This window comes from Streptomyces sp. NPDC048191 (assembly GCF_040652655.1).
Classification (GTDB): domain Bacteria; phylum Actinomycetota; class Actinomycetes; order Streptomycetales; family Streptomycetaceae; genus Streptomyces.
Genome location: NZ_JBEZMO010000001.1, coordinates 74,054 through 92,293, shown reverse-complemented (window position 1 = coordinate 92,293; position 18,240 = coordinate 74,054). Strand labels below are relative to the sequence as shown.

Sequence of the window (18,240 nt, the reverse complement as noted above, 5' to 3'; positions counted from 1 at the left end):
GTACCGTCAGATGTGAACCCTCAGTCCGAGATCAGGCCGTCCCGCAGCTGGGCCAGGGTCCGGGTGAGCAGGCGGGAGACGTGCATCTGGGAGATGCCGACCTCCTCGCCGATCTGCGACTGGGTCATGTTGGCGAAGAACCGCAGCATGATGATCCGGCGCTCCCGGGGCGGGAGTTTGGCCAGCAGGGGCTTGAGCGACTCGCGGTACTCCACGCCCTCCAGGGCCGCGTCCTCGTAGCCGAGCCGGTCGGCGAGCGAGCCCTCGCCGCCGTCGTCCTCGGGGGCCGGGGAGTCCAGCGAGGAGGCGGTGTAGGCGTTGCCGACCGCGAGGCCGTCGACCACGTCCTCCTCGGAGACGCCGAGCACCGCGGCCAGCTCGGTGACCGTCGGGGAGCGGTCCAGCTTCTGGGACAGCTCGTCGCTGGCCTTGGTCAGGGCCAGGCGCAGCTCCTGCAGGCGGCGCGGGACGCGGACCGACCACGAGGTGTCCCGGAAGAAGCGCTTGATCTCGCCGACCACCGTGGGCATCGCGAACGTCGGGAACTCCACGCCCCGTTCGCAGTCGAAGCGGTCGATCGCCTTGATCAGGCCGATGGTGCCGACCTGGACGATGTCCTCCATCGGCTCGTTGCGGGAGCGGAAGCGGGCCGCCGCGTAGCGGACCAGCGGCAGGTTCAGCTCGATCAGGGTGTCCCGGACGTAGGCCCGCTCGGGGCTCTCCTCGTCGAGCGCGGCGAGCCGCAGGAACAGGGAGCGGGACAGAGTGCGGGTGTCGATGTCCCCCGAGGCGGGCGGGGCCGCCGGGAGGTCGGCGGTCGCCGGGAGGTCGGCGGCCGCCGGTGCGGGCGGGGCCGGCACGGCGTCGAGGGCCGTGACGCCCTCGATGCCGTCGAGGACGTCGAAAGCGTCGAGCTCCTTGGGCGCTGCCTCGCTGGTCGCGGGCGTCAGCACCTTCGAGCTGCCCTGTTCTGCGGACATGCCACCCCCTTTGGGTCGCGGGACGGTCGTGGCGGGCGCCGCCTTTCGAGCAACGCAGCCTTCACCTGAATACCGGAGCCGAAGGCCCGGCAAACGCGTCTCCCGCAGAATGTCACATGTCGGCAACACGCTGTAGTGACATGTCGACATGCAAGATGCGAATCCGCCCTGGAAAGACGGGGTCTGACGCTTTTTCGGGTCCCAACTGTCGGCATCTGCGCTGGTGAGCGATTCGCTCGCGGCGGTGAGGGATCGATCGGGTTTGCGATGCAGGGGGCGTTCCCGGGTGTGCTTCCGTGCGCCCGCCGTGCTCCGCCCCGGGCGCTTCTACGCGTCGATGCGATTCGCGGAGCGCAACCGCTGGAAGCTGCGGGCGAGGAGCCGGGATACGTGCATCTGGGAGACGCCGAGTTCCGCGCTGATCTGTGACTGGGTGAGATTGCTGTAGTAGCGCAGGAGGAGGATCCGCTGTTCGCGCTCGGGGAGTTGGACGAGCAGATGCCGGACCAGGTCGCGGTGTTCCACGCCGTCGAGGGCCGGGTCCTCGTAGCCGATCCGGTCCAGCAGGCCGGGCAGCCCGTCGCCCTCCTGCGCGGCCTCCAGAGAGGTGGCGTGGTACGACCGTCCCGCCTCGATGCAGCTGAGCACCTCCTCCTCGCTGATCCGCAGGCGCTCGGCGATCTCGGCGGTGGTCGGGGAGCGGCCGTGGAGCGTGGTGAGGTCCTCGGTCGCGCTGTTGACCTGCACCCACAGCTCGTGCAGCCGGCGCGGCACGTGGACCGTGCGGACGTTGTCGCGGAAGTACCGCTTGATCTCGCCGACCACGGTCGGCATCGCGAAGGTCGGGAACTGCACGCCCCGGTCCGGGTCGAAGCGGTCGATCGCGTTGATCAGGCCGATGGTGCCGACCTGGACCACGTCCTCCATGGGTTCGTTGCGGGAGCGGAAGCGGGCGGCGGCGTAGCGCACGAGCGGGAGGTTCGCCTCGATCAGCGCCCCCCGCACCCGGTGGTGCTCCGGCGTGCCCGGCTTGAGCTCCTTCAGCTCGCCGAAGAGCACCTGGGTGAGGGCGCGGGTGTCGGCGCCGCGCCGTTTCTCGGGGGGATCGGGGGGCGGATCCGGGGCGGGACCGGGCGTGGCGGCGGGGGCGGGGGAGGCGGCCTCCTCCTGGGGTGGCGCAGTACTGGCCGACACGGTCAACGCCACCTCTCCCTCGGTCAATGATCCGTCAAAAGCGGTCATAGCATCACAAGACATGTGCACTGTGTGCAAGCACCGCATAACGCCGTGTTGTGTTCAAATTTCCACAAGTTGGGGCGTAAGACGTAGAAAGGCCCCCCGCCGTTCCGGCGGAGGGCTGCGTCCCGAAAAAGAGGGGGCCGGGCTCAGAACTCGTAGTCGGCGATCACCCACGTGGCGAACTCGCGCCACACCGCCACACCCGCCTGATGGGCCGGGTGCTCCAGGTACCGCTTGAGGGCGTCGGCGTCCTCGACGGCCGAGTTGATCGCGAAGTCGTACGCGATCGGCCGGTCGCTGATGTTCCAGGCGCACTCCCAGAAGCGCAGCTCCTCGATCTGGCCGTCGAGCGCCCTGAAGGCGTCCACGCCCGCCACGACCCGCGGATCGTCGCGTTCGACGCCCTCGTTGAGCTTGAAGAGGACCAGATGGCGGATCATGGGGGCGTACCTCAGCTCTTTCCTCCGTTGGCGACCCAGGTCATGAACTGGCCGATGGCCTTGGCCGCGTCCGATATGCCCTCGAAGCCTATCTGGACGTAGTCGGCCGCCTTGGCCGGGTCCGTGATGATCACGTACAGCGCGAAGACCACGAGCGCGTACACGGCGATCTTCTTGGCGTTCACCGCCACCGCGGCCTCCCCTGTACTTGCGCCCTGTGGGCCCCTGCTGCCGGCGGCGAGTGTAACCTTCATGCCTCTTTCAAGGACCAACGGCCCGCCGCCGGGCGACTTTTGCCGGTGCGCGCGAGGACGCACGAAGGGCCCCGTCTTTCGACGGGGCCCTTCTTCGAGCGGTAGCGGAGGGATTTGAACCCTCGGTGACTTGCGCCACACTCGCTTTCGAGGCGAGCTCCTTCGGCCGCTCGGACACGCTACCGAGGGAGACCTTACAGCACGGCGGGGCCTGCTCTGAAATCGGTATTCAGCGGTCCCGGAAAAACTCGGTGAGGAGCCGGGCGCAGTCCGCCGCCATGACGCCCCCGACGACTTCCGGACGGTGATTGAGGCGCCGGTCCCGGATCACGTCCCACAGCGAGCCCGCCGCGCCCGCCTTCTCGTCGCGGGCCCCGTAGACGACCCGGTCGACACGGGACTGCACGATCGCGCCCGCGCACATCGTGCACGGCTCCAGGGTGACCACGAGGGTGCAGTCGGTGAGCCGCCACCGGCCGAGCAGGGCGGCGGCCCGCCGGATGGCGAGGACCTCCGCGTGCGCCGTGGGGTCGCCGGTGACCTCGCGTTCGTTGTGCCCGGCGGCGAGCACCGTCCTGCCGTCCGGGGACAGCACGACGGCGCCGACGGGGACGTCCCCGCCCCCGGTGGCCCGCTCGGCCTCGGCCAGGGCGAGCCGCATCGCGGCCCGCCAGCGGTCGCGTACCGGGTCCGGGACGGCCGGCGGGTTCTCGACGGTCAGCGGACGGTCTCCAGGACCTCCGAGGCACCGAGGGCCTCGGCGATCGCGCCCAGCGCCTCCTCGGCGTCCAGCGAGCGCAGCTCCTTCTCGCCGATGCCCAGGTCGTCGAGGATCCGGCTGTCGCCCACGGGGCTGTGCGGGACCGCGTCGGCGGCGGGGCTCTCCTCGTCGTCCTCGTCGGCCTCGGACTCGCCGTCCTCCGTGCCGTCCAGGTCCAGGGAGTCCAGGTCGGGACCGTCGTCGGCACCCGGCTCCCGGCCGAGCAGCTCGTCCGTGAGCAACAGCTCGCCGTACGCGCTGCGCTGGGCGGCGGCGGCGTCCGACACGTAGATGCGAGGGTCGTCCTCGCCGTCCACGCGGACGACGCCGAACCAGGCGTCCTCCTGCTCGATCAGGACGAGCACCGTGTCCTCTTCGGGAGAGGCTTCCCGGGCCAGGTCGGCCAGATCCGACAGGGTTTCCACATCGTCGAGCTCCGTGTCGCTCGCTTCCCACCCGTCTTCGGTGCGCGCGAGCAGTGCGGCGAAGTACACCGTGACTCTCCCACTGGTCGTAGGCGTGCCGGTTGGGGGTCCCCCCGGCGGAGGTACATGGGCGGGAGAGCTCGGGCTCCGAGCCCCACCCACTCGGAATCGTGGCAGAAACAAGGCGCTCAGGGGACGTCTTCGGCTCCCTGTGTCTTGCCGGCCACCTGCGGATCGTACGCGGCTTTTCCAGGCACCCACGCACGTCCGCCACGCAAACGCCCGGTGCGGGCGCGGATCTTCCTTACCCCGGAACTTCCCTACCGGATCCTGCCCAAGCGCTTTCCTCCCTGCAGACGGCCTACCAGCGGAACGTCCGCATGCGCATCTCGTGGCGCAGCCGGGCGGCCTTGGCGCGCCTCGGCTGGACCCGGGCACGCAGCTCACGGGCTTCGGCGAGGTCACGCAGGAACTGGGCGCGCCGCTGCCGGCGCTCGGCGTCCGTCCCGGGTGCGTCGGCCGCACGTGTCGCGGGCTCGTCGCGGGCCCCGGTGTCCTCGGTGCCGCCGGGCGCGTCCTCGGGAAGGTCAGGCAGGTCGGCCACGTTCACACCACCCCAGTTCCGTCCCTCCCACTTTCCCTCGGACGGCCGCTTCGACGCCAGGGCCGCAGGGGTGCCGGGCGCAGGTACCGTTAGGGGCATGCGTCTCCATGTCGTCGACCACCCCCTGGTCGCCCACAAGCTCACCACGCTGCGCGACCAGCGCACCGACTCCGCGACCTTCCGCCGACTGGCCGACGAGCTGGTCACCCTGCTCGCCTACGAGGCGACGCGGGACGTGCGCACCGAGGCCGTCGACATCCAGACCCCGGTCGCCCGGACCACCGGCGTCAAGCTCGCCCGGCCCCGCCCGCTGGTCGTGCCGATCCTGCGGGCCGGTCTCGGCATGCTGGACGGCATGGTCCGGCTGCTGCCGACCGCCGAGGTGGGCTTCCTGGGCATGATCCGCAACGAGGAGACGCTGCAGGCCTCCACCTACGCCTCGCGCATGCCGGAGGACCTCTCGGGCCGCCAGGTGTACGTCCTGGACCCGATGCTGGCCACGGGCGGCACGCTGGTCGCGGCGATCCAGGAGCTGATCAAGCGGGGGGCCGACGACGTCACCGCCGTGGTCCTTCTCGCCGCACCCGAGGGCGTCGCGGTCATGGAGCGGGAGCTGGCGGGGACGCCGGTGACCGTGGTGACGGCGGCCGTGGACGACCACCTCAACGAGCACGGGTACATCGTGCCGGGGCTGGGCGACGCGGGGGACCGGCTCTACGGGGCCGCCGAGTAGTCGTTGCACCCAAGGGAGTGCGGCACCACCGCCGTTCGCCCGGCTCAGCAGCTCTTCTTCGTGGATGCCGTCGGTGCGGGCGCCGTCAGCCTGGTCAGGGCCTGGTCCGCCGCCGCCGGCTGGGCCAGGCCCTTGAAGGCGTCGCCCAGGATGAGGTCGACGTCGGTGCCCTTGCGCGTGTCGGTGCGCTGCTCGGCGCTGGCCAGCTGGGTCGCCAGCACCGGCAGTGAGCTGTTCCGGGCGGCGGCGGGGCCGAGCAGTACCCCGGCGCTCTTGACCTTCTTGTCGAACTGCCCGGGCGCGTTGCCCACGTCACCGATCTTGAAGCCGCGCTTCTTCAGCTCGTCGGCGGTGTCCTTGGCGAGGCCGGTGCGCGCGGTGGCGTTGTAGACGTTCACGGTGATCTGGCCCGGCTTCGGCAGGGCCTTCACCTGACTGGCCGTATCCACCTTGGGATGGCAGTCGGTCTTCGAGCTTGCCGTGGTGCTCTTCTTGGCGCCGCCGGTGAAGACGTCGATGAGCTGCAGCGTGCCCCAGCCGATCAGGCCGAGCACGGCGACGGACGCCACCACGGCGGCCACGAGCCTGGCGCGTCGGCGCGGCGGACGCATCCGGGGGTATTTGTCCCCCGTGATCCGGTACTGGCCGCCCATGCCAGGAGGAGTGAGCATGCTCATGGGCGCAGCGTAGTGCGCCTGAGCGGCGATGCCTATTAGATGATCAGTCGATGCCGCTCAGCGGAACCCGAAAGGGTCAAGGGCCAACAGCCGTGTCGCGCCGGGTCAGTCGAGTTCGAGCACGCGCGCGTGCAGCACCTGGCGCTGCTGCAGGGCGGCACGTACGGCGCGGTGCAGGCCGTCCTCCAGGTAGAGGTCGCCCTGCCACTTCACGACGTGTGCGAAGAGGTCGCCGTAGAACGTCGAGTCCTCCGCCAGCAGGGTCTCCAGGTCGAGCTGCTGCTTGGTGGTCACGAGCTGATCGAGGCGGACCGGGCGCGGCGCGACGTCCGCCCACTGCCGGGTGCTTTCCCGGCCGTGGTCGGGGTACGGCCGGCCGTTTCCGATGCGCTTGAAGATCACACGGAAAGCCTACCGGTCAAGACGTTCCGGGCGCAGCCATGGCGGCGGAGTGCACCGCCTGAAAAGGTGTCGCAAAAGGGTCATACATACCTCTATCCGGATGAGGGGGTCGCGATGAGCGACGGCGGGAGCGTGGCCGCCCCCGCCGACTCCTGTTCATGGCGGGCTTCTTCGGGGGAGCCGGAATCCGGTACGCGGATTTCCTCCGAACGGCTGAGGCCGGACGGGGGACCACCCGCTCGTTCGGCACCCGGCCCGGCCGGGCGATCACCCGCCCCCCGCGCGGCACGGCCCGGCGGAGGCGGTGGCCCGCCTCCGCCGTACCGGGTTCAGCGATTGCGATCGTCGGGCCCTCGCTGCGGTTCTTCCTTCTGCTCCGGCCTGGGTGCCGCGGCACGCCTGGCCTCCGCGCGCAGCAGGGCGCGCAGCACGGCATAGGGATCCATGGGCATGGTGATGCTGCTCCTTGTGTCTGACTGACCTGTTGACCGACCTGTCGCGGGGAAACGGGTCCGTCAGCAGCGCAGGACCACCGTGCGGAGCAGGGGCGGGGCGTACGGCACCCGCGGTGTGGTGGGGTACGGGCGCGCCGCCGGGCGGGTGGGCGCCGGGTCGGGCAGGGGTGCGGGGCGCTCCTGCGCGTCGGCCCGGTGCACGGCCGGGGCGGGCGGTCGCAGGAGTGTGTCGAGGACTTCGTGCTCGAAGGCCTCGGCGGACGCGCCGAACGCGGGGGCCGCCTGGGCCTGCGCATGGGCGTAGGGCACCCACAGGGCGAGGAGCAGCACGAGGACCCGCAGCCAGGTGCGGCTGCGGGTCAGGCCCGTGATCCCGCTCATGACAGGTGTCTGCCCGGTACGAGCGGGGGGTGCGGCCGGTTCGGCCGGGGATCCGCCCGCACGGCGTACCCGGGCGTCCCGGGATTGACGGCGGTGCTCACAGCGTCCGCGGAACTGCCCTGGCCCGGCTGCGGATGCTGAACGCGGTGACGATCTCGGCGATGCCGACGACGACCAGCCAGATGCCCGCCACCAGGGTCAGTACGGCGACCGAGTGGAACGGCGAGTCGATGAGCACGATCCCGGCGATGAAGGTGATGACCCCGAGGAAGATCTGCCAGCCCCGGCCGGGCATCCGGGGGTCGTGGAGGGCGGCCAGGGTCTGGGTGATCCCGCGGATCAGCCAGCCGATGCCGATCCACAGGGCGAGCAGCAGGATCGACTGCATGGGCCCGCGGAAGCAGAACAGGCCGAGCAGGATCGACAGCGCGCCGCTGATGAAGGCCAGCACCCGCAGCGAGGTCGCCATGTGCGTGCCGAAGGCGGAGGCCAGCTGGAAGATGCCGCTGATCAGGAGGTAGAGGCCGAAGAGGACGCCGGCGGCGAGCAGGGAGGCGCTGGGCCAGACGAGGACCAGGACGCCCAGGATCAGCGAGGCGATCCCGGTGACCAGGACGACCTGCCAGGCGGCCTTGGACAGGGCGTGCAGGGGCCCCTCGAACGGCGGCTCGGGCTCGCGCCGCTCGCCCGGCGGCGCGGCCGCGTGGACGTTCCGGTCGTCGTACTCACGGCCCCAGTCCGGGCCGCTGTTCGGTGCCTCGGTCATGGTTCATGCTTCGACCGAGCAGGACGGGGGTGCCATCGGGGAGGGGCCGGCCGGGTGACGGGAACGGGCGCGCACGTGCACCCGTCCTCAGAGCCTCGGCCCTACTTGCCGGAGGTCCTGGCCGCCTTGGCCGCCGCCTTCAGCTCCTGCTTGTGCGCGCGCACCTTGGCCAGCGACTCGGGCCCGGTGATGTCGGCGACCGACCGGAAGGACGAGGGCTCGCCGTAGGCCCCCGCCGCCTCCCGCCAGCCCTCCGGGGTGACCCCGAGCTGCTTGCCGAGCAGCGCGAGGAAGATCTGGGCCTTCTGCTTGCCGAACCCGGGCAGCGACTCCAGCCGTCGCAGCAGCTCGGAGCCGGTCCGGACGCCCCGCCAGACCGCCTCCGCGTCCCCGTCGTAGTGCTCGGTGAGGTACTGACACAGCTGCTGGATGCGCTTGGCCATCGAGCCCGGGTAGCGGTGCACGGCCGGCTTCTCGGAGAGCAGCGCGGCGAAGGCCTCCGGGTCCATGGCCGCGATGTCGTGCGCGTCGAGATCACCGGAGGCCGCGACGCCGAGCCGGTCGGCGATGGTCCGGGGACCCTTGAACGCCCACTCCATCGGGACCTGCTGGTCGAGCAGCATCCCGGTGAGCGCGGCGAGCGGGGACCGCCCGAGCAGCGCGTCGGCCTCGGAGTCCTGGGCGAGGTGCAGGGTGACGTCCATGACCCCGATCATGCCCCGGCGCGGGTCAGAGCTCCACGTGGGCGCTGGTCGTGGCCGCCCCGAAGTAGCCCTTCACGTCGTACACGCCGATGCCGGCGCTCTTGCCGCACACGTTGAAGGAACCCTTGGCCACCGGACCGGAGGCCGAGCCCCGGGCGACCCAGACACAGCCGTCGCTGTTCTCGGTGGGCGCGCCGACGACCGTCTCCGCCTTTCCGTCGTGGTCGAGGTCGGCCAGGTGCACCGCGGCCCCGAACTGGTCGCCGGTCTCGACCGCGCCGGGCACGTCGGCCGTGTCCTGGGTGTAACCGGTGGCCTTGGCGGTCGTCAGGCCGGAGGCGGAGCCGCGCAGCAGGACGGCCGTGCCGGCACTCATGTGCGTGCCGACCGCCTCGCCGGGGGAGCCGACGAGGACGTCCGCGTAACCGTCACCGTTGACGTCGCCCACGCTGAGGGACTGGCCGAACTCGTCGCCGTTCTCCGCCGTGCCGGGGACGCCCGCGGTGTCCTGGTGGAAGACCTCGGGGTGCTGGTCGGCGGTGATGCCGTGCGGGCCGCCGTAGAGGACCTGGATCTCGCCGCCCTTGTGCGCCCAGCCGGAGGGACCGCCGGACATGGAGTCGTCGGACGAGATCCCGGTGATCAGGTCGCCGTAGCCGTCGCCGTTGACGTCGCCGATCACGCCGGCGTGGCCGTCGGCGTAGGGGAGTTTCACGCCGAAGCCGCTGTCGGCGTCGTCGTACCGGACCGGCCCGCGCAGGTCGCCGTCCGTCGGCCCGGGCATCCAGAACCGCTCCGCCTTGCCGTCCCCGTCGACGTCGCCCATGGCCACACCACGGCCCTCGCCCATGTCCCGACGCCGTTCCACACCGGCGGCCTGCCCGGTGCGGGTGAACGGGCCGCCGTACGCCGCCCCTTCACAGGAGGAGCCGACCGACAGCTCGGGCGCGCCGTCGCCGTCCATGTCACCGGTGGCCAGGGACATCCCGAAGCGGCAGTACGTCAGCCCGTCCCCGAAGCCCGTCGGCGGCGCGATGGTCGTGCCGCCCCGCAGCCCCTTCGGCCCGCCCCACACCACGGTCACCGAGCCCCGCGACTCCTTGCTGCCGACCCCCTCGTGCGGCGTGCCCACGATCAGGTCGGCGTACCCGTCGCGGTCGAGGTCGGCGGCGGCCACCGCGGTGCCGAAGCGGTCGTACTCCTCGGGGTCCCCGGGGATCCCGGCGGTGGCCTGGGTGATCACCGTGCGGTGGGTGGCGCTGACGGTGGCGGAGGAGCCGTAGAGCACCACCACGGCACCGGCCGCCTCCACACCGCCGTTCGCCGCGTCCGGCGCGCCGACGACCAGGTCACGGTAGCCGTCGCCGTTGAAGTCGTCCTGTACGGCAGCGGTGTTGGCCCCCTTGTAGGGCGTGGCGGCGGACGCGACCGGGGTGAGCGGAACGGCGACGACCGCGGCGGCCACGGCTGCCGCCGTGAGGACTCTGCGCAACGGGACTCCTTGACTCGGGGCGGTGGGGCGGACGGCCGGCGCCCGCGGCCGGGCGAACGCCCGGCCACGCACGGGACGCACGATGTGCTCACTGGACGCACGGATCACTCGAAAGGTTGTACGCCCCCCGTCCCCTGGTCCCGCCGTCCCTCGCGTACGATCCTCACCAGAAAGTTAGGCAAGGCTTACCTAAAACAAGGGGTGCTCCCGGTGACCACCGAGACCTACCGCGACGCCTGGGGCATCCCCCACCTGCGGGCCTCCAGCGCCCTCGAACTGGCCCGCGCCCAGGGCCGGGTGACCGCCCTCGACCGAGCCTGGCAACTGGAGGTCGAGCGCCACCGATCCCAGGGCACCTCGGCCGCGTTCCTCGGCGCAGGCGCCCTCTCCTGGGACGTCCTGGCCCGCCGGGCCCGTCTCGACGACACGGCCCGGCGCTGCTTCGCCGCGCTGGAACGCCGGGACCCCGAAACCGCCGACTGGGTCCGCGCGTACGTCGACGGCGTCAACGCGGGCCTGCCGGCCGGTGCGCGCCGGGCGCCCGAGTTCGCCCGCACCGGCCTCACCCCCGCCCCTTGGCGGCCCTGGACCCCGCTCGGCGTCTGGCTCGCGACCCACATCCTGTTCGCCGGGTTCCCGGCCAAGCTCTGGCGTGAGCAGGCGATACGGCACCTCGGGCCCGAGGCGGTGGCCCTGTTCGCCACGGACGGCCCCGGCACCGCCGGCAGCAACGGCTGGCTGCTCTCCGGCGCGCGCACCGCGACCGGCCACGCCCTGATCGCCGGCGACCCGCACCGCTTCATCGAGGACCCCGGTGTCTACCAGCAGACCCACCTCTCCTGCCCCGAGTTCGACGTCGTCGGCCTCGCCGTGCCCGGCGTCCCCGGCATCGCCCACTTCGGCCACACCGGCACGGTCGCCTGGGCCATCACCAACGCCATGGCCGACTATCAGGACCTCTACCGCGAACGGCTCCGCCGCACCGGCGCCGGCGTCCAGGCCCTCGGCCCCGACGGCCACTGGCACCGGGCCGCACGGCACACGGAGACGGTGGAGATCGCCGGAGAGCCACCACTCGAGATCGAGATCGTCGAGACGGCGAGGGGGCCGGTGATCGCCGGAGGGCCGGAGGGTCTGGAGGCCGGGGTCACCGTCCGAGAGCCCGAGGCCGCCGAGGGCGAGAAGGCCCCGCAGGGGCTGCCCGCCGGCGGTGAACGCCGCACGGGGGGTGCGGAGGTGAACGAAATCCCCGCCGGAGGCGAAGCCGAGGCGCTCGCCCTTCGCTATCCGCCCCGCGTCACGGAGGACCTCGGCTTCAGCGCCCTCCTCCCCCTCCTGAGGGCCCGCACGGTGCAGGACGTCGACCGAGCCCTGGACGACTGGGCCGAGCCCGTCAACGTGGTCCAGGCGGCCGACACCGCCGGGGGCACCCTGCACCGCGTCGCCGGCCGCGTCCCCCTCCGCGCGGAATCCAACCGTCTCCGTCCGGTCCCCGCCTGGCAGCCCGGCCACGACTGGCACGGCTGGCACGCGATGCCGTACGCGCCCGTGCCGGACGGCACCGCCGTGATGGCCAACCAACGCGGCCCCGCCACCCCCCTCGGCGTCGAGTTCGCCCCACCGCACCGCGCCGACCGCATCCGCGCCCTGCTCGGAGCGCGCCGCACCTGGACCGCCGACGCCATGGCCACGATCCACACCGACACCCACCTCGCCTCCGCCGCACCCCTGCTCGACCACCTCGCCGCCCTCGACGGCCTCACCCCCGCCGCGGCCCGCCTGCGCGACCGCCTGCTCGCCTGGAACCGGCACATGGACGCCGGCAGCACCGACGCGGCCGCCTTCGCGGCGGTGCGCGGCGCGGTCGTACGCCGTCTCGCCGCGCACCCGGCGTTCGCCCCGCTCGCCGAGCCCCCGGCCTACCCGGAGGTCCTGCAGCCCTGGCTGGCCCTCGTCCCGCGCATCGGACACGCCCTCGAACACCTGCTGCGCGCCGAGGAGTTGTACGGCGTCGACCGTCCGGCCGCCGTCCGCGCGGCCCTGGAGGAGGTGGCCGCCGCACCCCCGGCCGGCACCTGGTCCGACACCCACCGCCTCGCACCCTGGCGCGCCCTGCCGTACCCGGACGCGGAGCAGGACGCGGGGCCCGGGCTCGCCGGTGATCACGACTGCGTGCTGTGCACCTCCGCCGTACCCGGTCTCACCGACCGTGTGGCCCGTGGCCCGGCCGCCCGTTACGTCTGGGACCTGGCCGACCGCGCGGGCAGCCGCTGGGTCGTCCCCCTCGGCGCCGACGGCGTTCCCGGCGCACCCCACCACCGCGACCAACTCCCCCTGTGGCGCACGGGAGAGCTGGCCCCCGTCATCACCGACTGGACCCTGCTGGAACGCACGGAGGAAACCCGATGACCGACCTCACCGACCCCTACGAACAGCACGTCGGCGGCTTCGGCACCGTCCGCGTCCGCCCCCTCGACCCGGTGTCCGACGCGGACGTCGTCCACGGCTGGGTGAGCGAGGAACGCGCCGTCTTCTGGGGCATGAACGGCCTCACCCGGGACCAGGTCACCGAGATCTACGCCCACATGGCCGGCCTCGACACCCACCACGCCCACCTCGTCACCAAGGACGGCACACCGGCCGCCCTGTTCCAGACGTACGAGCCGGCCGCGGACCGGGTCGGCGAGTGCTACGACGTCCGGCCCGGCGACCTCGGTGTCCACGTCCTCCTCGCCCCCGCCGGACCCGACGGCCCACGCCCCGGCTGGACTTCGGCGCTGCTGACGGTGATGACGGCGTACGCGCTGCGGGCCCCGGGCCGGCGCCGGCTCGTGGTCGACCCGGACGTGCGCAACACGGGGGCGATCGCCCGCTTCGAACGCCAGGGCTTCGTACGCGGTCCGGCGGTCGTGCTGCCGGAGGTGGACCTCCCCGACGTGTACCTGCCGGAGAAGCACGCCCAACTCGCCTTCCTGGAGCCCGCGGTAGCTCTCCCCGGGTGACGATGCCGCCGGAGGCCCGTCCCGGCGCACCTGGGAGGGGCCCGGCACGGTGAGCACACCGGCCGGTCTCCGCGTACTCATGGGGAGGGCACGCGGCGAAGGAGGGACGAAGTGCGCGAGGCGCTGCGCGACGGACACCGATGGTCACGACGGCTGGCCCTGCTGGCCGCGGGCCTCTTCCTCCTCCTGCTCGGCACCGCCGCCCCGGCCTCGGCCCACGCGGCCCTGCGCACCACCGACCCCGCCGACGGAACCGTCCTGCGCACGGCCCCCCGGCTGGTGACGCTGACCTTCACCGAATCGGTCGGCCTGCTCACCGACTCCTTCCGCGTCTACGACCCCACCAACCACCGCCTGCGCACCGGCCCCGCCGAGCACGCCCCCGGCCGCCCGGACACCGCCCGCGTCTCCCTGCCCGCCCGGCTCGCCACCGGCACCTACACGGTCGCCTGGCGCGTGGTGTCGGCGGACAGCCACCCGGTGTCCGGCGCGCTCACCTTCTCGGTCGGCAAGCGCACGGCAACGACCGCGAGTCCCGCCGCCGACCGTACGGAGAACCCCGCCACGGCGGCCCTCTACAACATCGCCCGCTACCTCGCCTACCTCTCGCTGGCCGTCCTCCTCGGCACCGCGACGTTCGTGGCCTACTGCCGCCCGCCCACCGCCGTCCCGCTGCGCACCCCGGTCCTGGCCGCCGCCTGGACCCTCCTCGCCACGACGACCGCCCTGTACCTCCTGCGCGCCCCGTACGAGGAGGGCTCCGCGCCCACGCTCACCCTGGACTCCCTCACCCGCACGGCCACCACCCGCCCCGGCGCGCTCCTGCTCGTCCGGCTGGCGCTGCTGCTCCTGGCCGGCGCCGCCGTGGCGCTCGTGCGGGCCCGCCGCCGAAGGCTCCCGCGCCGTACGACGCTCGCCGTGGCCGCCGCCGTCTCCCTCCCGCTCACCCTCACCTGGACGGCGGCCGAACACGCCTCAGCGGGCCTCCAGGTCCCCCTGGCCATCACCTCCGCCACCCTCCATCTGCTGGCCATGGCGGCCTGGCTGGGCGGTCTGGCGGCCCTGCTGCGCACGCTCCAGGGCACCTCCCTCGCCACCGTGGCCCGCTTCTCCCGCCTGGCAATCGTCTCGGTGGCGGTCCTCGTCCTGACCGGCGTCTACCAGTCCTGGCGCGGCCTGGGGTCCTGGCAGGCGCTCACGGACACCACGTACGGCCGGACCCTGCTGGCCAAGCTGGCGGCGGTCACCGCGCTGCTGCTGGCGGCGGCCTGCTCCCGCAGCTGGACGAACCGCGTGCTGAAGGACCGGGCGACGGCGACGGCGCCCCCCGCCCGCGTCCCCGCACCGGCCGGCGGCCCCCCGCTCCCCCCGGAACCCCCCGCACCGCCCCCGCGGCCGCCCTTCCACCTCCTGCGCCGCTCGGTGCTGGCGGAGGCGGGTGTCGCCGTGGTGGTCCTGGCCCTGACCACCCTGCTCACCAACACGGTGCCCGGCCGCGCCGCCACCGAGGCCGTACAGACGGCCACCCCGACGGCCGGTGTCCCGACGGCCTCCGTCACCACGATCCCCTTCGACGCCGGCACCCCCGGCGGCCACGGCAAGGTCCAGATCACCCTGGACCCGGGCCGGGTGGGCCGCACCTCCGTCCAGGCGGTGGTCTACGGCCCCGACGGCGGCCTGTCCACGGTCCCCGAACTCCGCGTCACGCTGACCCTGGCGGCGCAGAAGATCGGTCCCCTGGACACCAGGATCACCGACCGCGGCGGCTACTGGAGCGCCGACTCCTTCGACCTGCCCCTCCCCGGCACCTGGACGATGAAGGTGACCGTCCGGATCTCGGACCTGGACCAGGTGACGGTGTCGGCACCGGTGCGGGTGACGCGGTAGCGGACAGCCGGTGAGCCGGTCGGGGCCGCGATCACGGGTGGGAGCCTGGGGGAGCGGCGCGGATGCGCGCCCGGTACGTGCATGTGACGGGAGTCATGCTCCGGAAAGTCGCTCAGCAGGTCGCTCAGCAGGCCGGAGACACCCTCTGGGCACCGCCCGGAGTGGGCCGGGAAGCAGCTGAGACGGAAACCGAGACGGAGAAACGCCAGAGGGCCGGGCCGCTTTCGCGGTCCGGCCCTCTGGGCTGGCGGAGGATACGAGATTCGAACTCGTGAGGGGTTGCCCCCAACACGCTTTCCAAGCGTGCGCCCTAGGCCTCTAGGCGAATCCTCCGCCGGAAACATTACATGACCGAGGGGAGTGCTCGCGAACCCGTTCCCGCAGGCCCGCATCGGGTGCTTCCGCGGAACCCGATCGGTTACTGACCGCGGGCCGCGATCGGGTACTGTGGGGCGCAGCCCCTCACGCGGCGCTATCTGACTGAACTCCCCCAGGGCCGGAAGGCAGCAAGGGTAGGTTGGCTCTGGCGGGTGCGTGGGGGGCCCTTGCGTTTCCGGGATCCTTGGCCGGGACCAGTTGTCAGTGGGCGCCTATAACCTCGTATGCGTGTCGTCTCTCGCGCTGTACCGCCGCTATCGCCCGGAGACCTTTGCCGAGGTCATCGGGCAGGAGCATGTCACCGACCCGCTGCAGCAGGCGCTGCGGAACAACCGGGTCAATCACGCGTACCTGTTCAGTGGTCCGCGCGGCTGCGGCAAGACGACCAGCGCGCGCATCCTCGCCCGCTGCCTCAACTGTGAGCAAGGTCCCACTCCGACCCCCTGCGGGGAGTGCCAGTCCTGTCGGGACCTCGCGCGCAACGGCCCGGGTTCGATCGACGTCATCGAGATCGACGCGGCCTCGCACGGTGGTGTGGACGACGCCCGTGAGCTGCGCGAGAAGGCGTTCTTCGGCCCCGCGAGCAGCCGGTACAAGATCTACATCATCGACGAGGCCCACATGGTCACGTCGGCCGGCTTCAACGCGCTGCTGAAGGTCGTCGAGGAGCCGCCGGAGCACCTGAAGTTCATCTTCGCCACGACCGAGCCCGAGAAGGTCATCGGCACCATCCGGTCCCGGACCCACCACTACCCCTTCCGGCTCGTGCCGCCCGGCACCCTGCGGGACTACCTCGCCGAGGTGTGCCAGAAGGAGGACATCCCGGTCGAGGACGGCGTGCTCCCGCTCGTCGTGCGCGCCGGCGCGGGCTCCGTGCGTGACTCGATGTCCGTCATGGACCAGCTGCTCGCCGGTGCCGGAGCGGAGGGTGTGACGTATGCCATGGCCACCTCCCTCCTCGGTTACACCGACGGCTCTCTTCTCGACTCCGTCGTGGAGGCCTTCGCCACCGGTGACGGGGCCGCCGCCTTCGAGGTCGTCGACCGTGTCGTCGAGGGCGGCAACGACCCGCGCCGCTTCGTCGCCGACCTGTTGGAGCGGCTGCGCGACCTGGTGATCCTCGCCGCCGTTCCGGACGCGGTGGACAAGGGGCTCCTCGACGCCCCGGCCGACGTCCTGGAGCGCATGCAGGCCCAGACCGCCACGTTCGGCGCCGCCGAGCTGAGCCGTGCCGCCGACCTCGTCAACGAGGGCCTGACGGAGATGCGCGGCGCCACCTCGCCCCGCCTCCAGCTGGAACTGATCTGCGCCCGCGTGCTGCTCCCCGCCGCCTACGGGGACGAGCGGTCGGTCATGGCCCGCCTCGACCGCCTCGAACGCGGCGTCAGCTTCTCGGGCGGCGGCAACGCGCCCGCCATGGGGTACGTCCCCGGCCCCGAGGCCCACACCGGCGGCGCCCCCGTATCCCCCGGCGGCGGCCCGGCGGCGGCCCGAGCGGCCGTACGCGCGTCGAACGGTCCGGGCCCGGGCGGTCCGGGTGCCGGCGTGCCCGGCGGTCCGGGTGTCGGCGTGCCCGGCGGTCCGGGTGCCCCCGGCCCGGGTGTCGGTGGTCCGGCTCCAGCCGCCCCCGCGCCCGCCCCTGCCCCCGCATCAACGACCCCGGCGGCCACGACCAGCCCCGCCGCACCACCCACTCCCGCCACCCCCGCGCCTGCCCCGGCAGCGGCGCCTCCGGCCACCCCGGAGACCCCCGCGCCCGCCGCCGCCCAGGCCCCGGCGCAGCCTTCGGCGGCCTCCGCCGGTCCCGCCGGTCCTTCCGCCCCGGCTCCCGCCGCACCCGGCGCCTGGCCCACCGCTGCCGTTGCCGGAAGCGGCCGGCGCCCCGGTGGCTGGCCCTCGGCCGCGGCACCGGCGGGCGGTGGCGCACCGGCGGGCGGCGCACCGCAGGGCCAGGCCGCCCCGGGCCGCCCCCCGGCCGCCCAGCAGCAGCCCCCGGCCTCCCCTGCGCCGCCGGCACCGCCCGCCCCCGGTGCCGCCGGTGGCCTCGACCCCCGCACGCTCTGGCCGAACATCCTGGAGGCCGTCAAGAACCGCCGCCGCTTCACCTGGATCCTGCTCAGCCAGAACGCCCAGGTGACCGGTTTCGACGGCACCACCCTGCAGCTCGGCTTCGTCAACGCCGGCGCGCGCGACAACTTCGCCGGCAGCGGCAGCGAGGACGTGCTGCGGGCGGCGCTGGCCGAGCAGTTCAACGTGCAGTGGAAGATCGAGGCGGTCGTCGACCCGTCCGGCGGCGGCTCCGCACCCTCGTCCTCCGGGGGCCCGGGCTTCGGCGGCGGAGGCGGCTACGGCAGCGCTCCCGCCGCGGGCTCCGGTGGCTACGGCGCCCCGGCCGCCCCCCGCCCCGCGGCTGCCCAGCCCGCCCCGCAGGCCCCCGCGTCCGCGCGGCCCGGCCCGGCGGCCACCGCGTCCGCCCCGGCCCCGGCCCACCAGCCCCCGGCCGCCCCGGAGCCGGTCCCGGTCGCCCCCGAGGACGACATTCCCGAGGACGACGACCCGGACCTCGACGAGTCGGCCCTCTCGGGTCACGAGCTGATCGTGCGGGAACTGGGCGCGACGGTGGTGGAGGAGTTCTCCAACGAGTAGGGCGGTCCCGCCGCA

General features: G+C 73.1%; 18 protein-coding genes, 2 tRNA genes, 1 other RNA gene and 1 pseudogene. 7 read left to right on the top strand and 15 right to left on the bottom strand.

What is annotated here, in order from left to right; genetic code table 11:
* Nucleotides 1–20 precede the first annotated feature (20 nt).
* From AB0D93_RS00445 to AB0D93_RS00410, 8 genes are all read right to left on the bottom strand, one after another.
* Entirely contained in the window at nucleotides 21–980 is a 960-nt protein-coding gene (locus AB0D93_RS00445) for an RNA polymerase sigma factor SigF (RefSeq protein WP_362110443.1), read from the bottom strand.
* A 327-nt stretch (nucleotides 981–1,307) separates the two neighbouring features.
* Nucleotides 1,308–2,180, bottom strand: a complete 873-nt coding sequence (locus AB0D93_RS00440; RefSeq protein ID WP_362111813.1) for an RNA polymerase sigma factor SigF — start codon at nucleotides 2,178–2,180, stop codon at nucleotides 1,308–1,310.
* 185 nt (nucleotides 2,181–2,365) lie between these two features.
* Nucleotides 2,366–2,659 carry a Dabb family protein gene (locus tag AB0D93_RS00435; protein ID WP_362110440.1) on the bottom strand — a complete coding sequence of 98 codons (294 nt, stop codon included), beginning with the start codon at nucleotides 2,657–2,659 and terminating at the stop codon, nucleotides 2,366–2,368.
* Between the two features lie 11 nt (nucleotides 2,660–2,670).
* Entirely contained in the window at nucleotides 2,671–2,850 is a 180-nt protein-coding gene (locus AB0D93_RS00430) for a hypothetical protein (protein WP_362110437.1), read from the bottom strand.
* A gap of 162 nt (nucleotides 2,851–3,012) precedes the next feature.
* Nucleotides 3,013–3,097 (bottom strand) — tRNA-Ser (locus AB0D93_RS00425).
* Nucleotides 3,098–3,142: 45 nt separating this feature from the next.
* Entirely contained in the window at nucleotides 3,143–3,574 is a 432-nt protein-coding gene (tadA, locus tag AB0D93_RS00420) for a tRNA adenosine(34) deaminase TadA (RefSeq protein WP_362110434.1), read from the bottom strand.
* A 56-nt stretch (nucleotides 3,575–3,630) separates the two neighbouring features.
* Entirely contained in the window at nucleotides 3,631–4,167 is a 537-nt protein-coding gene (locus AB0D93_RS00415) for a hypothetical protein (protein ID WP_362110431.1), read from the bottom strand.
* Nucleotides 4,168–4,459: 292 nt separating this feature from the next.
* Nucleotides 4,460–4,702, bottom strand: coding sequence for a hypothetical protein (locus AB0D93_RS00410; RefSeq protein WP_362110428.1), 243 nt, complete (start codon nucleotides 4,700–4,702; stop codon nucleotides 4,460–4,462).
* A gap of 97 nt (nucleotides 4,703–4,799) precedes the next feature.
* On the opposite strand from AB0D93_RS00410, the gene upp reads away from it, so the two are divergent.
* Nucleotides 4,800–5,435 (top strand): uracil phosphoribosyltransferase, encoded by a 636-nt coding sequence (gene upp / locus AB0D93_RS00405; RefSeq protein ID WP_362110425.1) that lies wholly within the window; start codon nucleotides 4,800–4,802, stop codon nucleotides 5,433–5,435.
* A gap of 44 nt (nucleotides 5,436–5,479) precedes the next feature.
* Here the strand turns inward: upp and AB0D93_RS00400 are convergent, their stop codons facing one another.
* The 6 genes from AB0D93_RS00400 to AB0D93_RS00375 all read right to left on the bottom strand — a co-directional run bounded on the left by AB0D93_RS00400 (nucleotide 5,480) and on the right by AB0D93_RS00375 (nucleotide 10,312).
* Complete coding sequence (locus AB0D93_RS00400) at nucleotides 5,480–6,112, bottom strand: LytR C-terminal domain-containing protein (protein WP_362110422.1); 633 nt, start codon at nucleotides 6,110–6,112, stop codon at nucleotides 5,480–5,482.
* Nucleotides 6,113–6,217: 105 nt separating this feature from the next.
* The gene (locus tag AB0D93_RS00395) at nucleotides 6,218–6,514 is read right to left on the bottom strand and encodes a type II toxin-antitoxin system VapB family antitoxin (RefSeq protein WP_004943146.1); all 297 of its coding nucleotides are present in this window, start codon (nucleotides 6,512–6,514) and stop codon (nucleotides 6,218–6,220) included.
* Between the two features lie 515 nt (nucleotides 6,515–7,029).
* The gene (locus AB0D93_RS00390) at nucleotides 7,030–7,350 is read right to left on the bottom strand and encodes a hypothetical protein (protein ID WP_362110419.1); all 321 of its coding nucleotides are present in this window, start codon (nucleotides 7,348–7,350) and stop codon (nucleotides 7,030–7,032) included.
* A 97-nt stretch (nucleotides 7,351–7,447) separates the two neighbouring features.
* Nucleotides 7,448–8,116: an HdeD family acid-resistance protein gene (locus AB0D93_RS00385; RefSeq protein ID WP_362110415.1), complete on the bottom strand. Its 669-nt coding sequence runs from the start codon at nucleotides 8,114–8,116 to the stop codon at nucleotides 7,448–7,450.
* A gap of 101 nt (nucleotides 8,117–8,217) precedes the next feature.
* On the bottom strand, nucleotides 8,218–8,820 hold the full coding sequence (locus AB0D93_RS00380) for an HhH-GPD-type base excision DNA repair protein (RefSeq protein ID WP_362110412.1): 603 nt from the start codon (nucleotides 8,818–8,820) through the stop codon (nucleotides 8,218–8,220).
* A gap of 25 nt (nucleotides 8,821–8,845) precedes the next feature.
* A complete protein-coding gene (locus tag AB0D93_RS00375) occupies nucleotides 8,846–10,312 on the bottom strand; it encodes an FG-GAP-like repeat-containing protein (protein WP_362110409.1) in 1,467 nt (488 codons plus the stop codon).
* Nucleotides 10,313–10,522: 210 nt separating this feature from the next.
* Here AB0D93_RS00375 and AB0D93_RS00370 point away from each other — a divergent pair, with 210 nt between their 5' ends.
* From AB0D93_RS00370 to AB0D93_RS00355, 4 genes and pseudogenes are all read left to right on the top strand, one after another.
* Nucleotides 10,523–12,721 (top strand): penicillin acylase family protein, encoded by a 2,199-nt coding sequence (locus tag AB0D93_RS00370; RefSeq protein ID WP_362110406.1) that lies wholly within the window; start codon nucleotides 10,523–10,525, stop codon nucleotides 12,719–12,721.
* Nucleotides 12,718–13,314, top strand: coding sequence for a GNAT family N-acetyltransferase (locus tag AB0D93_RS00365; RefSeq protein ID WP_362110403.1), 597 nt, complete (start codon nucleotides 12,718–12,720; stop codon nucleotides 13,312–13,314). The genes AB0D93_RS00370 and AB0D93_RS00365 overlap by 4 nt, the downstream gene beginning before the upstream one ends.
* 123 nt (nucleotides 13,315–13,437) lie before the next feature.
* On the top strand, nucleotides 13,438–15,201 hold the full coding sequence (locus tag AB0D93_RS00360; protein ID WP_362111810.1) for a copper resistance protein CopC: 1,764 nt from the start codon (nucleotides 13,438–13,440) through the stop codon (nucleotides 15,199–15,201).
* 35 nt (nucleotides 15,202–15,236) lie between these two features.
* Nucleotides 15,237–15,476 (top strand): annotated as a pseudogene (locus AB0D93_RS00355) (hypothetical protein); the annotation flags it as partial.
* Here AB0D93_RS00355 and AB0D93_RS00350 read toward each other — a convergent pair.
* Nucleotides 15,447–15,534: transfer RNA gene (locus AB0D93_RS00350), tRNA-Ser, on the bottom strand. The pseudogene AB0D93_RS00355 and the gene AB0D93_RS00350 overlap by 30 nt on opposite strands.
* A gap of 120 nt (nucleotides 15,535–15,654) precedes the next feature.
* Between AB0D93_RS00350 and ffs the strand changes: the two genes are divergently transcribed.
* Nucleotides 15,655–15,751, top strand: an RNA gene (gene ffs / locus AB0D93_RS00345) — signal recognition particle sRNA small type.
* 56 nt (nucleotides 15,752–15,807) lie between these two features.
* A complete protein-coding gene (locus AB0D93_RS00340) occupies nucleotides 15,808–18,225 on the top strand; it encodes a DNA polymerase III subunit gamma and tau (protein WP_362110400.1) in 2,418 nt (805 codons plus the stop codon).
* Nucleotides 18,226–18,240: the final 15 nt, after the last annotated feature.

Bases quoted from the DNA above. Each gene is read 5' to 3' on its own strand.
- tadA (WP_362110434.1), bottom strand. From the start codon at position 3,574: ATGCGGCTCGCCCTGGCCGAGGCCGAGCGGGCCACCGGGGGCGGGGAC.
- AB0D93_RS00365 (WP_362110403.1), top strand. From the start codon at position 12,718: ATGACCGACCTCACCGACCCCTACGAACAGCACGTCGGCGGCTTCGGC.
- AB0D93_RS00380 (WP_362110412.1), bottom strand. From the start codon at position 8,820: ATGGACGTCACCCTGCACCTCGCCCAGGACTCCGAGGCCGACGCGCTG.
- upp (WP_362110425.1), top strand. From the start codon at position 4,800: ATGCGTCTCCATGTCGTCGACCACCCCCTGGTCGCCCACAAGCTCACC.
- AB0D93_RS00435 (WP_362110440.1), bottom strand. From the start codon at position 2,659: ATGATCCGCCATCTGGTCCTCTTCAAGCTCAACGAGGGCGTCGAACGC.
- AB0D93_RS00445 (WP_362110443.1), bottom strand. From the start codon at position 980: ATGTCCGCAGAACAGGGCAGCTCGAAGGTGCTGACGCCCGCGACCAGC.
- AB0D93_RS00400 (WP_362110422.1), bottom strand. From the start codon at position 6,112: ATGAGCATGCTCACTCCTCCTGGCATGGGCGGCCAGTACCGGATCACG.
- AB0D93_RS00385 (WP_362110415.1), bottom strand. From the start codon at position 8,116: ATGACCGAGGCACCGAACAGCGGCCCGGACTGGGGCCGTGAGTACGAC.
- AB0D93_RS00390 (WP_362110419.1), bottom strand. From the start codon at position 7,350: ATGAGCGGGATCACGGGCCTGACCCGCAGCCGCACCTGGCTGCGGGTC.